The organism is Streptomyces sp. NPDC001868, assembly GCF_040297125.1.
In the GTDB taxonomy this organism is placed as follows: domain Bacteria; phylum Actinomycetota; class Actinomycetes; order Streptomycetales; family Streptomycetaceae; genus Streptomyces.
Genome location: NZ_JBEOYO010000035.1, coordinates 49681 through 65727 on the forward strand (window position 1 = coordinate 49681; position 16047 = coordinate 65727).

General features: G+C 71.5%; 20 protein-coding genes. 9 read left to right on the forward strand and 11 right to left on the reverse strand.

The window, feature by feature from the left end; genetic code table 11:
• Positions 1-21 precede the first annotated feature (21 nt).
• Positions 22-678 carry a M15 family metallopeptidase gene (locus ABT147_RS31915; protein WP_351412619.1) on the forward strand — a complete coding sequence of 219 codons (657 nt, stop codon included), beginning with the start codon at positions 22-24 and terminating at the stop codon, positions 676-678.
• Between the two features lie 346 nt (positions 679-1024).
• Here the strand turns inward: ABT147_RS31915 and ABT147_RS31920 are convergent, their stop codons facing one another.
• Together ABT147_RS31920 and ABT147_RS31925 are read right to left on the reverse strand one after the other, a co-directional pair.
• Positions 1025-1690 (reverse strand): HAD family hydrolase, encoded by a 666-nt coding sequence (locus ABT147_RS31920; protein WP_351412620.1) that lies wholly within the window; start codon positions 1688-1690, stop codon positions 1025-1027.
• Positions 1691-1826: 136 nt separating this feature from the next.
• A complete protein-coding gene (locus ABT147_RS31925) occupies positions 1827-2870 on the reverse strand; it encodes a PHP domain-containing protein (RefSeq protein WP_351412622.1) in 1044 nt (347 codons plus the stop codon).
• A 138-nt stretch (positions 2871-3008) separates the two neighbouring features.
• Between ABT147_RS31925 and ABT147_RS31930 the strand changes: the two genes are divergently transcribed.
• Entirely contained in the window at positions 3009-3245 is a 237-nt protein-coding gene (locus ABT147_RS31930; protein ID WP_046706456.1) for a hypothetical protein, read from the forward strand.
• Here ABT147_RS31930 and ABT147_RS31935 read toward each other — a convergent pair.
• Entirely contained in the window at positions 3226-3924 is a 699-nt protein-coding gene (locus ABT147_RS31935) for a VanZ family protein (RefSeq protein ID WP_351412624.1), read from the reverse strand. The two genes, ABT147_RS31930 and ABT147_RS31935, sit on opposite strands and share 20 nt — an antisense overlap.
• 283 nt (positions 3925-4207) lie before the next feature.
• Positions 4208-4864 (reverse strand): DUF4230 domain-containing protein, encoded by a 657-nt coding sequence (locus tag ABT147_RS31940; RefSeq protein WP_351412626.1) that lies wholly within the window; start codon positions 4862-4864, stop codon positions 4208-4210.
• A gap of 196 nt (positions 4865-5060) precedes the next feature.
• Between ABT147_RS31940 and ABT147_RS31945 the strand changes: the two genes are divergently transcribed.
• A complete protein-coding gene (locus tag ABT147_RS31945; RefSeq protein ID WP_351412628.1) occupies positions 5061-6014 on the forward strand; it encodes a ribose-phosphate diphosphokinase in 954 nt (317 codons plus the stop codon).
• 47 nt (positions 6015-6061) lie between these two features.
• On the opposite strand, the gene ABT147_RS31950 is transcribed toward ABT147_RS31945, so the two are convergent.
• On the reverse strand, positions 6062-6469 hold the full coding sequence (locus ABT147_RS31950; protein ID WP_351412630.1) for an anti-sigma factor antagonist: 408 nt from the start codon (positions 6467-6469) through the stop codon (positions 6062-6064).
• Between the two features lie 159 nt (positions 6470-6628).
• Positions 6629-7057 carry a MarR family winged helix-turn-helix transcriptional regulator gene (locus ABT147_RS31955; protein WP_351412632.1) on the reverse strand — a complete coding sequence of 143 codons (429 nt, stop codon included), beginning with the start codon at positions 7055-7057 and terminating at the stop codon, positions 6629-6631.
• A 127-nt stretch (positions 7058-7184) separates the two neighbouring features.
• Between ABT147_RS31955 and ABT147_RS31960 the strand changes: the two genes are divergently transcribed.
• From ABT147_RS31960 to ABT147_RS31970, 3 genes are all read left to right on the forward strand, one after another.
• A complete protein-coding gene (locus ABT147_RS31960) occupies positions 7185-8642 on the forward strand; it encodes an aldehyde dehydrogenase family protein (RefSeq protein WP_351412634.1) in 1458 nt (485 codons plus the stop codon).
• A 71-nt stretch (positions 8643-8713) separates the two neighbouring features.
• Positions 8714-9823 (forward strand): NAD(P)-dependent alcohol dehydrogenase, encoded by a 1110-nt coding sequence (locus tag ABT147_RS31965; RefSeq protein ID WP_351412636.1) that lies wholly within the window; start codon positions 8714-8716, stop codon positions 9821-9823.
• Positions 9824-9978: 155 nt separating this feature from the next.
• On the forward strand, positions 9979-10845 hold the full coding sequence (locus tag ABT147_RS31970; protein ID WP_351412638.1) for a hypothetical protein: 867 nt from the start codon (positions 9979-9981) through the stop codon (positions 10843-10845).
• Positions 10846-10858: 13 nt separating this feature from the next.
• On the opposite strand, the gene ABT147_RS31975 is transcribed toward ABT147_RS31970, so the two are convergent.
• On the reverse strand, positions 10859-11431 hold the full coding sequence (locus tag ABT147_RS31975) for a TetR/AcrR family transcriptional regulator (RefSeq protein WP_351412639.1): 573 nt from the start codon (positions 11429-11431) through the stop codon (positions 10859-10861).
• A complete protein-coding gene (locus ABT147_RS31980; protein ID WP_351412641.1) occupies positions 11428-11790 on the reverse strand; it encodes a DUF1304 domain-containing protein in 363 nt (120 codons plus the stop codon). The genes ABT147_RS31975 and ABT147_RS31980 overlap by 4 nt, the downstream gene beginning before the upstream one ends.
• Before the next feature lie 151 nt (positions 11791-11941).
• Between ABT147_RS31980 and ABT147_RS31985 the strand changes: the two genes are divergently transcribed.
• Positions 11942-12418: a GNAT family N-acetyltransferase gene (locus ABT147_RS31985; protein ID WP_351412643.1), complete on the forward strand. Its 477-nt coding sequence runs from the start codon at positions 11942-11944 to the stop codon at positions 12416-12418.
• Between the two features lie 72 nt (positions 12419-12490).
• Positions 12491-12883: a VOC family protein gene (locus ABT147_RS31990; RefSeq protein WP_351412645.1), complete on the forward strand. Its 393-nt coding sequence runs from the start codon at positions 12491-12493 to the stop codon at positions 12881-12883.
• A 57-nt stretch (positions 12884-12940) separates the two neighbouring features.
• On the opposite strand, the gene ABT147_RS31995 is transcribed toward ABT147_RS31990, so the two are convergent.
• Together ABT147_RS31995 and ABT147_RS32000 are read right to left on the reverse strand one after the other, a co-directional pair.
• On the reverse strand, positions 12941-13237 hold the full coding sequence (locus ABT147_RS31995; protein WP_351412647.1) for a DUF4235 domain-containing protein: 297 nt from the start codon (positions 13235-13237) through the stop codon (positions 12941-12943).
• Between the two features lie 35 nt (positions 13238-13272).
• Positions 13273-14289 carry a glutathione S-transferase family protein gene (locus tag ABT147_RS32000; protein ID WP_351412649.1) on the reverse strand — a complete coding sequence of 339 codons (1017 nt, stop codon included), beginning with the start codon at positions 14287-14289 and terminating at the stop codon, positions 13273-13275.
• Between the two features lie 107 nt (positions 14290-14396).
• Here ABT147_RS32000 and ABT147_RS32005 point away from each other — a divergent pair, with 107 nt between their 5' ends.
• Positions 14397-15440 carry a cation diffusion facilitator family transporter gene (locus ABT147_RS32005; RefSeq protein WP_351412650.1) on the forward strand — a complete coding sequence of 348 codons (1044 nt, stop codon included), beginning with the start codon at positions 14397-14399 and terminating at the stop codon, positions 15438-15440.
• A gap of 99 nt (positions 15441-15539) precedes the next feature.
• Here ABT147_RS32005 and ABT147_RS32010 read toward each other — a convergent pair whose 3' ends face one another.
• Positions 15540-15986: a nitroreductase family deazaflavin-dependent oxidoreductase gene (locus tag ABT147_RS32010; RefSeq protein ID WP_351412652.1), complete on the reverse strand. Its 447-nt coding sequence runs from the start codon at positions 15984-15986 to the stop codon at positions 15540-15542.
• Positions 15987-16047: the final 61 nt, after the last annotated feature.

Sequence of the window (16047 nt, forward strand, 5' to 3'; positions counted from 1 at the left end):
CCCCCACGAGATGATCGGCCCATGACCGAGATCATCCTGATGTCCGACCCGAGGGTGGCGGCCGTACCCGTCCACGACTCCGACGAACCGCTCGTCGACGTACGCCGGGCCGGCCCCCTGCTGGTCGACGAGCGCAAGGCCGACGCCACGGGCGCCTACGCCCATCTGCGCGCGGGCGTGCACGACCGGCTCGTCACGGCCCAGGCACTGCTGCCGGAGGGGCTGCGTCTGCTCTTCGTCGAGGGCTATCGGCCGCCGTCCCTGCAGCGCGAGTACTTCGAGAAGTACGCGGCCGAGCAGCGCGCCCTGCACCCCGACTGGCCCGCCGACCGCATCCGCGCGGCGGCCAGCCGCTATGTCTCCCCGCCCGAGATAGCCCCGCACTCCGCGGGCGCCGCGGTGGACCTGACGGTCGTGGACGCCGGCGGCCGTGAACTCGACTTCGGTACGCGCGTCAACGCCAGCCCCGAAGAGAGCGCCGGCGCCTGTTACACGGGGGCGGACGGCATCTCCGCCGGGGCCCGCGCCCACCGGGAGACGCTCGGCGCCGCCCTCACCGCGGCCGGCCTGGTCAACTACCCCACCGAGTGGTGGCACTGGTCGTACGGCGACCGCTACTGGGCCCTGACGACGGGCGCGCCGGCGGCGCTGTACGGGCCGCGGGACCTCGACGCCTGAGCGCGCCGCCGACGAAGAGAGCTCGCTGGAGAAGCGAGCCGGAGACGTAGCGAGCCGGAGAAGAAGCGAGCCGGAGAAGAGAGAAGCCCCGACCGGGACGGGGGAATCACGGTCGGGGCGGTCTGTGCGTGGGCGCGGATGGCGGTCGCCTCTCGGCGAAACGCTCCACAGGGCTTCAGCCGAACGATCGTCCCTGTGGGCAAAAGGTGAGGCCCGGGGACACTGTCCCATCCGCACCCACGGCTGGTTCAACGGGAAAGTACCAGTGGGTGTTCCTTCCGTATCCGGACATTGCCGGTGATCTGCGTCACGTCGCGCAAGGCCGTCCACAGCGGTTGTCACCAGGTCATTCCTCCCGCCCCAGCGGACTGTCCTCCAGGGCGGCCAGCAGATGGGCCGGATTCCGGAACACCGCCTCCGCGCCGGCGGCCTCCAGTTCGGGGCGCGGAATGCCGCCGCAGAGCACGGCCACGCAGTGCACCCCGGCCCGGACGCCCGCCCGCATGTCCCAGACGGTGTCCCCGACGAACACCGACCGCTCGGCCTCCGCCCCCGCCAGCTCCAGGGCGTGCTCGACCGGATCCGGGGCGGGCTTCCCCCGGTCCACGTCGTCGGCGCTCGCCGTCGCCACGATGGCGTCGTCGGCCCCGATCGCCCGCCGCAACGCGGCCAGCTCCGCCCCGCCCGCCGAGGTCGCCAGCACCACGCTCCAGCCCCGCCCGTCGAGCCGCCGCAACAGCCGCCCGGCGTCCGGCAGCGCGGGCAGCCGCTCGAAGTACGTCCCGTACAACGCCTTGTGCGCCGCGCTCAGCGCGTCCTTCTCCTCCTGATCCCGCTCCTCACCCAGCAGATGCGTGATCAGATCCCCGGACGGCAGCCCCACCGCCCGATGCACGTCATGCATCGCCACCTGATGCCCACCCTGCCGAAACGCCTCCCACCAGGCGACGACATGCAGATGATTGCTGTCGACAAGCGTCCCATCGACATCAAAAACAGCGGCCCTACCCATGGCTCACCTTCCTAGGAAACCCAGACACCAGCGCCCCGCAAGGGGCGCGGGCTCTATCCATATGCGGCTCCGCCGCGTGGGCGCGACCAGCCACCGAACATCCCGCACCCGCCAACTCACCGAACCCCCCGAGCTCTCAGGCACTCAACACCCCCTCCGGAACCTCCCGATCCCGGGCCCACCCCAATACGTCCTCCACCCCCCACGTAGTCACCACCCTCTCCGCCCGCACCCCGCACTCCTCCGCCCGAGCACACCCATACACCTGCCACGTCAACTGCCCCGGCGCATGCGCGTCCGTGTCGACCGAGAACAACACCCCCGCCTCCACAGCCGCCCGTACCAACCGCCGAGGCGGATCCAGCCGCTCCGGCCGCGAGTTGATCTCCACGGCCGTCCCCGTCTCCGCGCACGCCGCGAACACCGCCTCCGCGTCGAACTCCGACTCGGGCCGCCCCCGCCCGGTCACCAGCCGCCCCGTGCAGTGCCCCAGCACATCGGAGTGCGGGTCACGGACGGCGGCGACCATCCGCCGGGTCATCGCGCGCGCGTCCATCCGCAGCTTGGAGTGCACGGACACCACCACCACGTCGAGCCGGTCCAGCAGCTCGGGCTCCTGGTCCAGCGAACCGTCGTCGAGGATGTCGCACTCGATACCGGTGAGCAGCCGGAACGGCGCCCAGGTCTCGTTCAGCGCGGCCACCACGTCCAGCTGCTCCCGCAGCCGCTCCGGGGACAGGCCGCGGGCGACGGTCAGCCGGGGGGAGTGGTCCGTGAGCACGGTCCACTCGTGGCCGAGGCGCGCGGCGGTCCGGCCCATCTCCTCGATGGGGCTGCCGCCGTCCGACCAGTCGGAGTGCACATGGCAGTCGCCCCGGATCAGCTTCATCAGCTCCGCGCCCGCGCCCCCGCCCGGCGACGGGGCCTCGGTGCCCTGTTCCAGCTTCCGCAGATAGGCCGGTACGTCCCCGGCCAGTGCCTCGCGCACCACCTGCGCGGTCTTCGGCCCGACGCCCTTCAGCGACTCCAGCGACCCGCTGGTCGCCCGTTCGGCGACCTCGTCCGCCGACAGCGCGCCGAGCACGGCGGAGGCCGTACGGAACGCGCGGACGCGATAGGTGGGGGCCCGGTCCCGCTCCAGCAGGAAAGCGATCCGGTCCAGGGCCTCGACGGGATCCATGGCACCTCCAGCCTCCCGCTTCCAGCGTGGCGCAGCCCCCGGGTACCCGCACGGCGGCCGTACGATCACCGGCGGCCGGACTCACCCGCCCGGACCCCGCCCGGTCACCGACCGCCGGAACCGCTCTACGCTCTAGACATGACCGAAAGCGCGAGCCCCTACATTTCCCATCCCCGGGTCCTGGTGCTCGGGGTACAGCCCGGTACGCCGCCGTTCCGGATCGTGGAGATCGACGGCCAGGTGGTCGGCGAGGCGAAGACGTTGACGGACGTACTGCGGGCCGCCGCCGCGTACGGGGTCGTCGTCCACGATCTCGACGACCCCGACCAGGTCCGCTGGGTGGGCGGCGACAAATTCACTTGGACACGGCACTAGCCTTCCTGAACTTCTTGACCTTCTTGCCGCGGCTCGGGCGCAGCCGCTGTGCCCAGCCGCCGCGCGGTGCCTTCGGCCGGCCCGGTGCCTTCCCCGCGCCCGGCGCCTTGCGCTCGGTGGGTGCCTTGCGCTCGGCCGGTGCGGCCTTCGGCTCGCGCGGGGCCCGTGCGTGCACCGCCCGGCCGAGCCGGCGGCCCAGCAGCAGATAGCCCAGCAGTGCACCCGCCGTGTTGAGGATGACATCGTCGATGTCGAACGCGCGTCCGGTGACGAGTGCGCCCTGCACCAGCTCGACCAGCAGCATCATCAACGCGGTCAGGGCGGGCACGCGCAGCAGGCCGCGCGCCCCGGGCGCCAGCACCGGCAGCAGAAGCCCGAACGGCAGGCCCAGCAGGATGTTCCCGCCGACCTGTTTCAGCGCGTCGCGCGGGTCGGGGTGGTGCCAGTAGAGCTCCAGCGAGCTGCCGGGGCGGAGGTTGCTGTGGGTGAGCGTCTCCGACGCCGGGGACGGCTGGAGGGTGAGGCCGGCCAGTACCGCGCCGAACGCCACCATGGCCAGGAAGGCGAACGCCATCGCCAGCAGCCGCAGGGGCAGCGGGAGTGGCTGTCGATCACGCGAGGCCGCCGGGGAACGGCGGCCGGAGGTCGTGGTACGGGGACGTGCCGTGGTACGGGCCATAAACCCTCCCGGTTTCAACTTCCCTCTGTCTCAAGGCGGTTACCCCCGAAGCGGTCCACGACTCCGCCCCGGCGAGAAGTCGACGGGGCGTGAGTCGCCGGTTTCCCCCGGCCCTTCCTGGGCACTCCGGGCAGTGGAGTGACAAGGGATCCGCTCCCGTTCGAGGGGCGCCGCGAGGCGCCCGGGAGCGGCAGGGTACGGGAGGGCGCGGACGTACGGAGGCGGTCGAGTGGCCGATGTGCGACGCGCCCTCCCCGAACCCGGGGAGGGCGCCGGTGTCCGGTCAGGACCCGTACGTCACCTTCACCTCCTTGAAGCCGAGGGACGTCAGCAGTCCTTCGAGCATGTCGGTGGTGTTGGCCTCGGCACGGTCGGTGAGCTTGCTGTCCTTCGCGGCGTCGCCGATGTGCCTGACGGCGAGGCGCTGCACGGCCTGTTCGCCGTTGGGGTTGTCGGAGAACAGGTCCCCGAGTCGGTCGAGCAGCCCGCGCTGCTTGGAGACGGCGTAGGAGTGCTCGGTGTCGAGGGCCGGCTTGCCCAGTTGGGCGTGCGGGAGGTTGATGGTGGCCGACGTGCGGTCCTCATTGACCTTCACATCGTTCTCGCCGACCTTGCCGAGGTCGACATAGGCGTCGACGGTGCCCGCGCCGACGTACAGCGTGCGGGTGCCGCGGATCGCGTCCGGCAGGTACTTGGCGTCCTTCTCCAGGTCGACGACCACCTGGAAGTTGCCCGAGGCGGCGTCGTAGCGGCTCATGTCCTGGATGGACTTCAGGAGTGTCGGCCCCGAGCGGTCGTGCTCCTCGGTGCCGAACACGTCGTCCAGGCCCCCGAAGACCAGCATCCGCAGCGCGGCCAGCAGCACCACGATGAGGATGACCACGGCGGTGAGCAGCTTGGCCCAGCCGGGCAGACGCGTGCGCTTGATGGACGTCGTCATGTCGACGGTCCTCCTTCCTCTTTCAACGAATGCCCTCAAAGGCCAGGGGGGAACGCCGAGCTGGTGATTGTCCGCGGTTCGCCGTAGACCGGGGGTGCGCCCCGTCCGGGCCGCCGTACCGAATAGGCGTACGCCGGGCGGCCAGTAGCATGAGCCGCGCAACCCGTAATGATCATGTTCATACGAGGAGCCGACCGTGCGTGACATCGCCGTCTTCACCGGCAGCGCCCATCCCGAACTCGCCGACGAGGTCTGTGCGCACCTCGGGGTGCCGCTCAGCCCGTCCCGGGTGAGCCGTTTCGCCAACGACTGTCTGGAGGTGCAGCTACAGGCCAACTGCCGGGAGAAGGACGTGTTCCTGGTCCAGCCGCTGGTGGCGCCGGTCCAGGAGCATCTCGTCGAGCTGCTGCTGATGTGCGACGCGGCGCGCGGCGCCTCGGCGGGCCGTATCACCGTGGTCATGCCGCACTACTCGTACGCCCGCTCCGACAAGAAGGACGCCCCGCGGATCTCCATCGGCGGCCGGCTGGTCGCCGATCTGATGGTGGCGGCGGGCGCCGGCCGTGTCCTCGCCATGACGCTGCACTCACCGCAGGTGCACGGCTTCTTCTCGGTGCCGGTCGACCATCTGCACGCGCTGCGCGAGCTGGCCGCGCACTTCCGGCGGTACGACCTCTCCCGTACGACGGTGGTCTCGCCGGACCTGGGCAACGCCAAGGAGGCGGCGGCGTTCGCGCGGATGATCGGGGCGCAGGTCGCCGCCGGCGCCAAGCAGCGGTTCGCGGACGACCGGGTGAGCATCAACTCGGTGATCGGCGAGGTCGCCGGGCGGGATGTGATCGTCCTCGACGACGAGATCGCGAAGGGGAGTACCGTCCTGGAACTCCTGGAGCGGCTGCGGGAGTTGGGGCCGCGTTCGATCCGAGTGGCGTGCACCCACGGGCTCTTCGCGGGGGGTGCGCTGAAGCGGCTGAGCGCGCAGCCCGACATCCTGGAGATCGTCTGCACCAACACCGTGCCCGTCCCGGTCGAGGAGCGCACCGAGAAGCTGGAGGTTCTCTCCATCGCCCCCGCGCTCGCTGAGGCCGTGCGCCGCATCCACAACGGCGAGTCCGTCAGTGCCCTGTTCGACGCGCCGTCGCGCGAATGAGGCGAGGAGGGCGAGGGGCGCGCGGAGGGCTCAGGGGCGCGACGGGGTCATAAGGCGCCGCCGGACGCGGGCTCGGGCCGTTCCAGCGCCGTGTCGGGCTGCTCCAGGGCCGCGTCCAGGGACGGGGCGGGCGGCAGCAGCCGGGCCAGGCCGGTGACCTTGAGGACGCGCAGGGTGAGCGGGTGGGTGCAGATCAGGCGCAGTTCGCCCTCACGGTCCAGCACTCGCCGGCGGGCCCGGTAGAGCAGCCGCAGGCCGGAGCAGTCGAAGAACTCGACGTGCCGCAGGTCGATCACGATCCGGGCGCCGGGGTGGGCTGTCGCCGCGTCGAGGTGCGGAATGATCTCCACGGCCGCCGCGATGTCGATCTCGCCGTGCAGTTCGAGCACGGTACGGCCGCGGTCCACGCGGACGCGCAGGTACCCGGTCGCGGGCGGAGTGGGGTCGCTCGACACGACAGCATCGCCTCCAACCGGACTCTGTGCGGACGGACATGAGGGCAAAACCCGTCCCCGCCCTGCAAGTTACCCCCGTCAGGGTGAATTTCAGCATGTTCGATTGACATATGTCTTCGATTTCTCCGGCAATCCGTCCGGAGTTTTGCGCAGATCCCCCTACGACAGGGCGTGCCATGCCTTGGACAGTGCCTGACGGAACTGGTCCGCCTGGTGCGCGGTGAGGTCGCTGATCATGCGTTCCTCCAGGTCACGCATGGGCTCGGCATAGCGGGCGAGCAGCTCGCGCGCCTCGTCGGTCAGCAGGATCAGCAGCTCGCGCCGGTTGCGCGGGTTGCGCTCCCGGCGCACGAGGCCGCGGTTCTCCAGGCTCCGTACGAGATCCGCGATGGACTGGGCCGTGACGAACGAGTCGCGGGCGAGCTGGGCGGCCGAGAGTCCGTCGTGCCGCTCCAGGACCGTGAGGGACGTGTACTGCAGGGCCGTGATCCCGGCCGGCTTCACCAGGTCGTCCAGGTGCGAGCGGACAACGAGCTCGACCTGCTTGACCATGTAGAGGAGGGAGGGGGGTGCCTTGGTGCCGACCATGAGGTCAGCGTAAGGCATTGACAGGAAACCTGTGTGTAATGAAACTGCGAACCAACAGGAATCCTGTTGGTTGAAGTCTTGGCGATCAAGACTGCATCAGGCTGAGATCAAGGCTGAGGAGTGGGCAATGACGACCACCTTCGAGAGCGGGCCCGGGCGGCTGTTCATCGGTGGGCAGTGGCTTGAGGCGACTGACGGGGCACGCGCCGACGTGATCGACCCGTCCACGGGCCAGGTGGTCACGACGGTCGCGGAGGCCGGCGCCGCCGATGTCGACGCCGCCGTGCGGGCCGCCCGCGAGGCGTTCGACAACGGCGCCTGGTCCGGACTGAGCGGCCGTGAGCGCGGCCGGATCCTGCACCGCGTCGCCCAGCTGATCCGGGAGAACGCCGACGAGATCGCGGCCATCGAGAGCCGTGACGTCGGCAAGCCCATCATGCTGGCCCAGGCCGTCGACGTGACGAACGCGGCCAACGACTACGAGTACTACGCCTCCCTCGCCTGGTCCCTGGACGGCTCCGCCCGTGACGTCCCGCTCAACCGCCTCGCCTACACCAAGCGCGGCCCGATCGGTGTGGTCGGCGCGATCACCCCGTTCAACTTCCCGCTGATCCTGGCCGGCTCCAAGATCGCCCCCGCGCTCGCCGCCGGCAACACGGTCGTGCACAAGCCGGCCGAGGAGACCCCGCTCAGCGCCCTCTACATGGCGGGCCTGCTGAAGGAGGCCGGCGTCCCGGACGGCGTCTACAACGTGGTCACCGGCACGGGCCCGGTCGCGGGCGAGGCACTGCTGCGCAACCCCGGCGTCGACAAGATCGCCTTCACCGGGTCCACCGCGACCGGCCGGCACGCGGCGAGCGTCGCCGGCGAGGGTCTGAAGCAGGTCACGATGGAGCTGGGCGGCAACGCGGCGCACATCGTCTTCGAGGACGCCGACATTGAGAAGGCCATCGGCGCCATCATCAAGGGCTTCGTCTTCAACACCGGCCAGTTCTGCATGGGCGGCCCCCGGCTGCTGGTCGCCCGTTCGGTCCACGACACCGTGGTCGGCATCCTCGCCGACGCCGTGCCCGGCGTACCCATCGGCGACCCCCGGCAGCCCGAGACGGTCATCGGCCCGATGGCCGGCGAGCGGCACCTGAAGAAGGTCGAGGAGTACGTCGAGCTGGCCCGCAAGGAGGGCGGCCGGATCGTCTGCGGCGGCGAGCGCCTCGACCTGAACGGCGGCTACTACTACAAGCCCACCGTCATCGCCGACCTCACCAACGACTCCCGGGTCGTCCAGGAGGAGGTCTTCGGGCCGGTCCTCACCGTGCAGCCCTTCGACTCCGAGGACGAGGCCGTCGAGCTGGCCAACTCCACGCCGTACGGCCTGGCCTCCGGCATCCAGACCACCGACCTCACCCGCGCCCACCGCGTCGCCGACCGCCTCCAGGCCGGCATCGTCTGGGTCAACGACTGGCCGATGCTCGACCCCGCCGTCCCCTTCGGCGGTGTGAAGGCCTCCGGCTTCGGCCGCGAGTACGGCCCCGAGGCCCTGGAGTCCTACACCAAGGTCAAGTCCGTCGTCGTCTCGCTCGACTGAGCGCCTCCCCGGGATCACTTGTGAGCCTCGGGCCCGCTCCGGAGGCTCACGGACAAACAAGGAGTTTGAGCATGTCCACCACCACACGTGCCGCAGTGGTCGAGTCCGGAGGCGCGCCCTTCACCCTCTCCGAGGTCGTCCTCGACCAGCCGGGACCGGGCGAGGCCCTGGTCCGGATGGTCGCCGCCGGGCTCTGCCACACCGACCTCACCGTCGCCACCGGCGCGCTGCCCTTCCCGCTCCCCGGGGTCCTGGGCCACGAGGGCGCCGGTGTCGTCGAGGCCGTCGGCCCGGGCGTCACCTCGGTCGCGCCCGGCGACCATGTCGTCCTGTCCTTCACGTCCTGCGGCGGCTGTCAGAACTGCCGTGACGGACACCCGGCGTACTGCGCCACCTGGCTCCCGCTGAACCTGCTCGGCGGCCGCCGCGCCGACGGCACCAGCACCATCAGCCGCGACGGCCAGGACCTCGGCGGCCACTTCTTCGGCCAGTCCTCGTTCGCCGAGCGCGCCCTGGTCGACGAGCGCGGCCTCGTCAAGGTCGACCCGGACGTACCGCTGGACTCCATCGCCCCGCTCGGCTGCGGCGTCCAGACCGGTGTCGGCGCCGTCTGGAACGTGCTGGAGCCCCGCGCGGGCAGCACGGTCGTCGTCCTCGGCGCCGGAGCGGTCGGTCTCTCCGCCGTGATGGCTGCGGCTCTCACCCCCGCGACCACGGTCATCGCCGTCGACAAGGTCGCCGAGCGTCTGGAGCTGGCCAAGGAACTGGGCGCCACGCACACGGTGAACGGCGGTGAGGTCGCCGACATCGCCGAGGCGATCATGGAGATCACCGGCGGCCGGGGCGCCGACGGTGTCGTCGAGACCACCGGCAGCGTCTTCGTGCTCCGCAAGGGCGTCGACGCCCTCGCCGCGCGCGGCACCCTCGTCATCGTCGGCGCCCCGCCGTTCGGCACCGAGGTCTCCCTCGACGTCAACGGCATGCTCGGCGGCAAGCGGGTCGTCGGCCTCACCCTCGGCGACAACGAGATCCAGACCGCCATCCCGGTCCTCGTCCAGCTGGTCAAGGACGGCAAGCTCCCGCTCGACCGGCTGATCAGCCGCTACAAGTTCGAGGACATCGACCAGGCGGTCGCCGACATGAGCGGTGGCAAGGCCATCAAGCCCGTCCTGACGTTCTGACAAGCCATCTCCCTCCGGGTCACGTCACTCCCCACGTGACCTCGGCTCTGTGGGTGACCTGCTGCTGCGGGTCACCCACAGGGCTGTCGAACGTCCTGAGCCCCTCCGGCGTCGAAGGAGGGACACGGAGTGCGTGAGCGGACACGGGGGTGGAGATGCGCAGGGGACTCGCGGCGACGGCGGTCCTGACGGCCGTCGCGGCGGTGGGGTGCGGGACCGGGAGCGGGGGCGGCCCCGTGGTGACCGGGACGGCACCGGCGACGCCGTACGACGGACCGCTGTACGTGCCGCACCGGGAGGTCGACGAGGACGGCGTCGAGGCCGTCAGGGCGGAATCGGGCGCGGCCGGCCGGGCGCTGGAGTGCGACGGCGAGATCTACGAGGGCGGTGGTGGGCCGGGCGGCTGGGGTGAGAACGACGGCGGTGACACCCCCGAGGAGGGACTGGAGGCGTACTTCGACATCGAGGTGCCCGACGTCCCCCGGGAGGGCTACCGTCTGGAGCGCGAGGAGAAGGACCGGGTCCTGTTCTCGTACGACGTCGACGGCCGGACCAAGGTCGCGGTGATCGTGGCCAAGGACCGGAAGGACAGCCCCGGCTGGGGGCCGGAGACCAGCGCCTCCTGCGACCCTGCCGAACTGCCGGCGAGCTTCACGGACGACCAGTGGTACGAGGTCTGGACCGACCGGGACGGCGACCGGGTGCCGATCACCGAGGTGCACACCTCCGCGGGCCCGGAGCACTGCGACTGGCAGAAGGCCCATTTCCTGTCCACGGGCGACGACGCGGACGGGAAGGGCCGGCTCTACGGCCGCGACCCCGACGGCGTCCTGCCCGACGGCATGCTGACCTCCGCCTACGACGGCGACGTCCCCATGCCCGTGCACGCGCGCGACACCGGGTACCGCCACGGGGACCGGGCACTGTGGCGCGTCGACCGCGACCCGTCGAAGGTGTACGTCCGCACGCCCGACGGGGTCGAGGTCTGGCCCGAGGTGGCGAAGGGCCGGGGCTGCGCCTGAGCCGACGGCGCGCTCAGCGGCTGCGGTGCAGTGCCACCAGCAGCTGCCATGCCTGGTCGGCGATCTCCTGCGGGGTGCCGTCGAGGAGGCCGTGCAGCCAGTCGGCGAGGACCCCCGCGAAGGTGGCCGCCACGGCGGAGGCCACCAGCGGGGCGTCCGCGGCCCCCGCCAGCTCGCGTTCGCGGAGGCTGTAGGCGCGCAGGTCCCGGTGCAGGACCCGGCCGAGCGGCCCACCGCCACCGGGCGCCAGCAGTGCGCGGTACAGGGCCGCGTGCGGGGCGAGCCCGGCGAAGAACTCCGGCAGCGCCGCCGGCGCCCGCACCGGGTCGGGGCGCCCGCGCCAGGCGTGCAGCGCCTCCACGGCCTCCCGTACGACATCGGCGCAGGCGTCGACGGCCAGCGCCTCCAGGTCCGGGTAGTGCACATAGAACGTGGCCCGGCCGACCCCCGCCCTGCGGACCAGCGCGGCCACACTGACCTCGTGCAGCGGGTGCCGGGCGCACTCGTCGAGCAGCGCTTCCCGCAGCCTGGCCCGGGTGCGGGCGGCCCGGGGGTCCTCCGTGGCCCGGGGGTCCTCCGGGGTCATCCCGCGACGAGGACGGCGGCCAGGGCGAGCGCGCCGGGGAGCGCCTGGGCGACCAGGATGCGGCGGTTGGCGGTGGCGGCGCCGTACACACCGGCGACGATCACACAGGCGAGGAAGAAGATCTGGACCCGGTACCCGGTCGGGTCACCGGCGATCAGGCCCCACACCAGGCCGGCGGCGAGGAAGCCGTTGTAGAGCCCCTGGTTGGCGGCCATCGCCGCCGTCCGCTTCGCCATCTCCGCGTCCAGCCCGTGGAAGGACATCCCGGGCTTCTTCTGCCACAGGAACATCTCCATCACGAGGATGTACGCGTGCAGCGCCGCCACCAGCGCGACCAGCACGTTCGCCAGGATCTCCATGGTCAACAGACTCCGTCACTCACTCGATCGATGCTTCGCACACTTCTTGGACAGGTGTCCACTATAGCTGGACGACTGTCCAGGAAGTCCACTCGGTGGGCCGGGGACCGTCGCCGGCGCGTTGTCAGACCCTGCCGTTAGGTTCCCGTCCATGAGTGAGCGAGAGGTGATCGTGCGGCGCGCCCGCGCCGAGGACGTACCGGGGATCGTCGTTTCCAGCTCCCTGCTGTTCGCCGAGGACGGCGGGGAGCGGGATCCCAGCCTGAACGTGGACTGGCCGCGCCGGTACGGCGCCGAGGCGTTCACCGCCGCCCTCCAGGACCCCGGCCGGCTGCTGCTGGCCGCCCTGCACGACGGACAGGTGGTGGGCCATCTGTCCGGGCTGATGTCCGGCCCCTCCGCCATGCGCCCCGTCGGCTCGGCCACCCTCATGGCGCTCTACGTCCGGCCCGAGCACCGGAGCGCCCGGGTCGGCGCCCGGCTGGTCGACGTCTTCCTGGCGTGGGCGCGCGAACAGGGCGCGGCGCACGCGGAGGTGACCGCCTCGGCGGCCAACGCGGACGGCATCCGCTTCTACGAGCGGGAGTCGTTCCGGCCCCAGGCCCTCACGCTGCGGCTGAACCTGTAGCCGGCGGGTACCCGGGGAGCGTATGGGCGGCGGCGGACCTTCCCCCGCGCCCGGTATCCGTACGGAGGAGACATGGCACTGGTACAGGCGGGCCTCGTGGTGCTGGACTGCGCCGAGCCGGAGAAACTCGCGGCGTTCTACAAGGAACTGCTCGACGCCGAGGAGACGGACGCGACGGCCAACCGCGTCGAGATCCAGGGCGCCTGCGGTGCCCGTATGGCGTTCCGCCGGGACGTCAACGCCACCCCGCCCAGCTGGCCCCGCCCCGAGAACTCCCTCCAGGCCCATCTGGACTTCTACGTCGACGACCTGGACGAGGTGGAGCGGCTGATCGTCTCCCTCGGCGGACGGCCGGTGGACACCAAGGACGCGAGCGGCCCGTTCGAGGAGCGCGGTTACTCCGACCCGGCCGGCCACTCCTTCACCCTGCGCCGCGAACACCCCACGGCCCCGAAGCAGGGCTAGGGCGCTCGGGGCCTGTCCGGCGGCCCGGCACCCGGGCCGCCGGACAGGCCCCGTACGTCAGTCCCGGCCTCCCTTCTCGGCGGCCGGCCACACCCCGGTGGACCGTTCGATGGCCTTGGCGCCGGTGCGGTCCACCGCGCTGCGCACGACCGCGAAGATCGCGCCCTGCACGGCCGCCGCGAGGAGCACCTCGCCCCAGCCGCGGTCCCGGTCCAGCGCGTCGGGCGCGTCGTCCTCGTGCCGGATCAGCTTCCAGGTCTTGCGGAACGCCAGCGAGGCCAGCGCACCGCCCGCCCAGCCGAGGGCGAAGCCCAGGGGCTGATAGGCGAGGGGGAGCTTCTTCTTCTTGGACATCTCGTCTTCCTCCTTCGCGTCGTGTGGCCGCCCGGTCAGGGGCGGCCCTGCGGGGCAACGGCCTCGGCGGCGGGCACCGGCCCCGGCGGTGTGCCGTCGCCGAACGGGACGCCGCCCAGGTCCTCGCGCCCATGGGGCGTGAGCCAGCCCGCCAGATCGGGCCCCAGCGGCACCACGGCGGTCGGGTTGATGCCCGTGTGCACCTGGTAGTAGTGCCGCTTGATGTGGTCGAAGTCGACGGTGTCGCCGAATCCGGGGGTCTGGAACAGATCACGGGCGTACGCCCACAGCACCCGGTCCTCCGCCAGCTTCCAGCGGTTGCACTTGAAGTGACCGTGGTAGACGGGGTCGAAACGCACCAGTGTCGTGAAGAGCCGGATGTCCGCCTCCGTGATCGTCTCCCCGACCAGGTACCGCTGCCCGGCGAGCCGCTCCGACAGCGCCTCAAGGCGCCGGAACACGCCGGCGCAGGCCTCCTCGTACTCCTCCTGGCCCGTGGCGAAGCCCGCCCGGTACACCCCGTTGTTGACGTCCTCGTAGACCTCGGCCATCACCGTGTCGATCTCGTCCCGCAGGGCCGCCGGATACAGGTCCGGCGCGCCCTCGCGGTGCAGGTCCGTCCACTCGGTGGCGAGGTCCAGGGTGATCCGCTGGTAGTCGTTGGTGACCAGCTCGCCGCTCGGCACGTCCACGACCGCCGGGACACTGACCCCGCCCGGGTAGTCGCTCTCCCGCGCGTCGTACGCCTCCTTCAGGAACCGGATGCCGAGCACCGGGTCACGGCCGTCCGGGTCCAGTGTGAACCGCCAGCTGCGGTCGTCCTGGATCGGATCGGTGACGGCCATCGACAGGGCGTCCTCCAGGCCCAGCAGGCGTCGCGAGATCACCGCCCGGCTCGCCCAGGGGCAGGCCCGGCTGACCACCAGCCGGTAGCGGCCCGCCTCCACGGGCCAGCCGTCCCGGCCGTCGGCCGTGATCCGGTCCGCGAAGTGGCTCCTGGACCGCTTGAACGCCTTCCTGCCGTACGCCTCGTTGCCCTCGCCGACACTCATGCCGCCCGTCCCTCCCGGTCCGTCCGGATACGTATGCCCTGATGAGAGTTCCCCGATTTCCGCGACAGCCACGGTGTGAGGGCGGCCGGTCGGGGCAGTCGGCGAAAGTGACGAGCACACCAGTGGACACCGAGACGGCGGACGAGCGGGGCGGGGCGGGTTTCGAGGAACCGGAGACCCGTGAAGAGGGCAAGGCGCGGGAGGACCGCAGGACCCGGGTCACCGTCCTCGTCGCCCTCGGCGCCAACCTCCTGATCGCCGTCGCCAAGACCGTCGGCGGACTCCTCGCCGGGTCGCCCGCCCTCCTGTCGGAGGCCGCGCACTCGGTCGCCGACAGCCTGAACGAGGTCTTCCTCCTCGCCGCGCTGCGCCGCAGCCGCCGCCCCGCCGACCGACGGCACCCCTTCGGCTACGGCAAGGAGCGCTTCTTCTGGTCCCTGCTCGCCGCCGTCGGCATCTTCGTGATGGGCGGCTGCTTCTCCTTCTACCAGGCGTTCCACGCCCTGACGGTCACCAGCGAGGAGTCCTACGACGGCTATGTCGCCGGCATCGCCGTCCTCGTCGTCGCCCTCCTCGCCGAGGGCGCCTCACTGCTGCGCGCCCTGCACCAGGTGCGCCGACAGGGCGGCGTCGCCGAGGGGATGCGGGACCCGGCGCTGCGTACGGTCGTCGCCGAGGACGGCACGGCGGTGCTCGGCGTGACCCTCGCGATCGGCGGGATGGCCCTGCACATGGTGACGGGGCAGGTGATCTGGGAGGCGTCCGCCTCGTTCGCGATCGGGGCGCTGCTCGTGTACGTCGCCTACCGGCTCGGCCGGGACGCCCGCGAACAGCTCATCGGGGTCGCCGCCGACGACGAGCACAGCCGGAGGATCCGCGCGCTGCTGGAGGCGCAGCCCGAGATCGACACCGTCGAGGCCCTGCTCACCATGCGACTCGGCCTGGACTCCACCCTGGTGGCGGCCCGCGTCGACCTCGTGCCCGGCCTCGACAGCGAGGAGGTCGAGGAGGTCGCCGTCCGTATCAAGGCCTCCATCGCCCATGTGGTCCCGGAGGCCGACCAGATCTTCCTCGACGTGACGGAGAAGACGGGGCCCGGGGAGCGGGCAGGGGAAAGCCCCGCCGCGACGGGGGAACGCGGCGGGGCCTGAGACTCGGGTGCCCGGTGCGCGGGGGTTCATGCGCGACGCGTCGAAGATCTTTCTCCGGGCTTCCCGGCACCCGCGACACGCGCTACCGCCGACGCGTCGTCACCCCTTCGTCGGCTCCAGCACGAAGACGGGGATGTCCCGGTCGGTCTTCTTCTGGTAGTCCGCGTACGGCGGATACGCGGCGACCGCCCGGTCCCACCACTCGGCCTTCTCGTCCCCGGTGACCTCGCGCGCGGTCAGGTCCTGCCGGGCGGGCCCGTCCTGGAGCTCGACATGCGGGTCGGACTTGATGTTGTGGTACCAGACCGGGTGCTTGGGCGCGCCGCCCAGCGACGCCACGACCGCGTACTTCCCGTCGTGCTCCACCCGCATCAGCGGTGTCTTGCGGATCTTCCCGCTCTTCGCGCCGCGCGTGGTGAGCACGATGACCGGCAGACCGGTGTCCATCAATGTCGTCCCCTGCGTGCCGCCCGAGCTCTCGTACAACTCGACCTGCTCACGCACCCACTGCGTCGGGCTGGGCACGTATTCGCCCTCAAGTGGCATGGCAGCCGTCCCTTGCTCTCGCTTACAGAACTGTCCCCCGCATTCAACACCGGCCCCTCCC

Excerpts from the sequence above, each read along its gene's own strand:
- ABT147_RS31980 (WP_351412641.1), bottom strand. The coding sequence starts at position 11,790 with ATGGAGATCCTGGCGAACGTGCTGGTCGCGCTGGTGGCGGCGCTGCAC.
- ABT147_RS31920 (WP_351412620.1), bottom strand. The coding sequence starts at position 1,690 with ATGGGTAGGGCCGCTGTTTTTGATGTCGATGGGACGCTTGTCGACAGC.
- ABT147_RS32000 (WP_351412649.1), bottom strand. The coding sequence starts at position 14,289 with ATGAGTGTCGGCGAGGGCAACGAGGCGTACGGCAGGAAGGCGTTCAAG.
- ABT147_RS31995 (WP_351412647.1), bottom strand. The coding sequence starts at position 13,237 with ATGTCCAAGAAGAAGAAGCTCCCCCTCGCCTATCAGCCCCTGGGCTTC.
- ABT147_RS31915 (WP_351412619.1), top strand. The coding sequence starts at position 22 with ATGACCGAGATCATCCTGATGTCCGACCCGAGGGTGGCGGCCGTACCC.
- ABT147_RS31960 (WP_351412634.1), top strand. The coding sequence starts at position 7,185 with ATGACGACCACCTTCGAGAGCGGGCCCGGGCGGCTGTTCATCGGTGGG.
- ABT147_RS31970 (WP_351412638.1), top strand. The coding sequence starts at position 9,979 with ATGCGCAGGGGACTCGCGGCGACGGCGGTCCTGACGGCCGTCGCGGCG.
- ABT147_RS32010 (WP_351412652.1), bottom strand. The coding sequence starts at position 15,986 with ATGCCACTTGAGGGCGAATACGTGCCCAGCCCGACGCAGTGGGTGCGT.
- ABT147_RS31985 (WP_351412643.1), top strand. The coding sequence starts at position 11,942 with ATGAGTGAGCGAGAGGTGATCGTGCGGCGCGCCCGCGCCGAGGACGTA.
- ABT147_RS31990 (WP_351412645.1), top strand. The coding sequence starts at position 12,491 with ATGGCACTGGTACAGGCGGGCCTCGTGGTGCTGGACTGCGCCGAGCCG.
- ABT147_RS31965 (WP_351412636.1), top strand. The coding sequence starts at position 8,714 with ATGTCCACCACCACACGTGCCGCAGTGGTCGAGTCCGGAGGCGCGCCC.
- ABT147_RS31940 (WP_351412626.1), bottom strand. The coding sequence starts at position 4,864 with ATGACGACGTCCATCAAGCGCACGCGTCTGCCCGGCTGGGCCAAGCTG.
- ABT147_RS31935 (WP_351412624.1), bottom strand. The coding sequence starts at position 3,924 with ATGGCCCGTACCACGGCACGTCCCCGTACCACGACCTCCGGCCGCCGT.
- ABT147_RS31930 (WP_046706456.1), top strand. The coding sequence starts at position 3,009 with ATGACCGAAAGCGCGAGCCCCTACATTTCCCATCCCCGGGTCCTGGTG.
- ABT147_RS31975 (WP_351412639.1), bottom strand. The coding sequence starts at position 11,431 with ATGACCCCGGAGGACCCCCGGGCCACGGAGGACCCCCGGGCCGCCCGC.
- ABT147_RS31955 (WP_351412632.1), bottom strand. The coding sequence starts at position 7,057 with ATGGTCGGCACCAAGGCACCCCCCTCCCTCCTCTACATGGTCAAGCAG.
- ABT147_RS31925 (WP_351412622.1), bottom strand. The coding sequence starts at position 2,870 with ATGGATCCCGTCGAGGCCCTGGACCGGATCGCTTTCCTGCTGGAGCGG.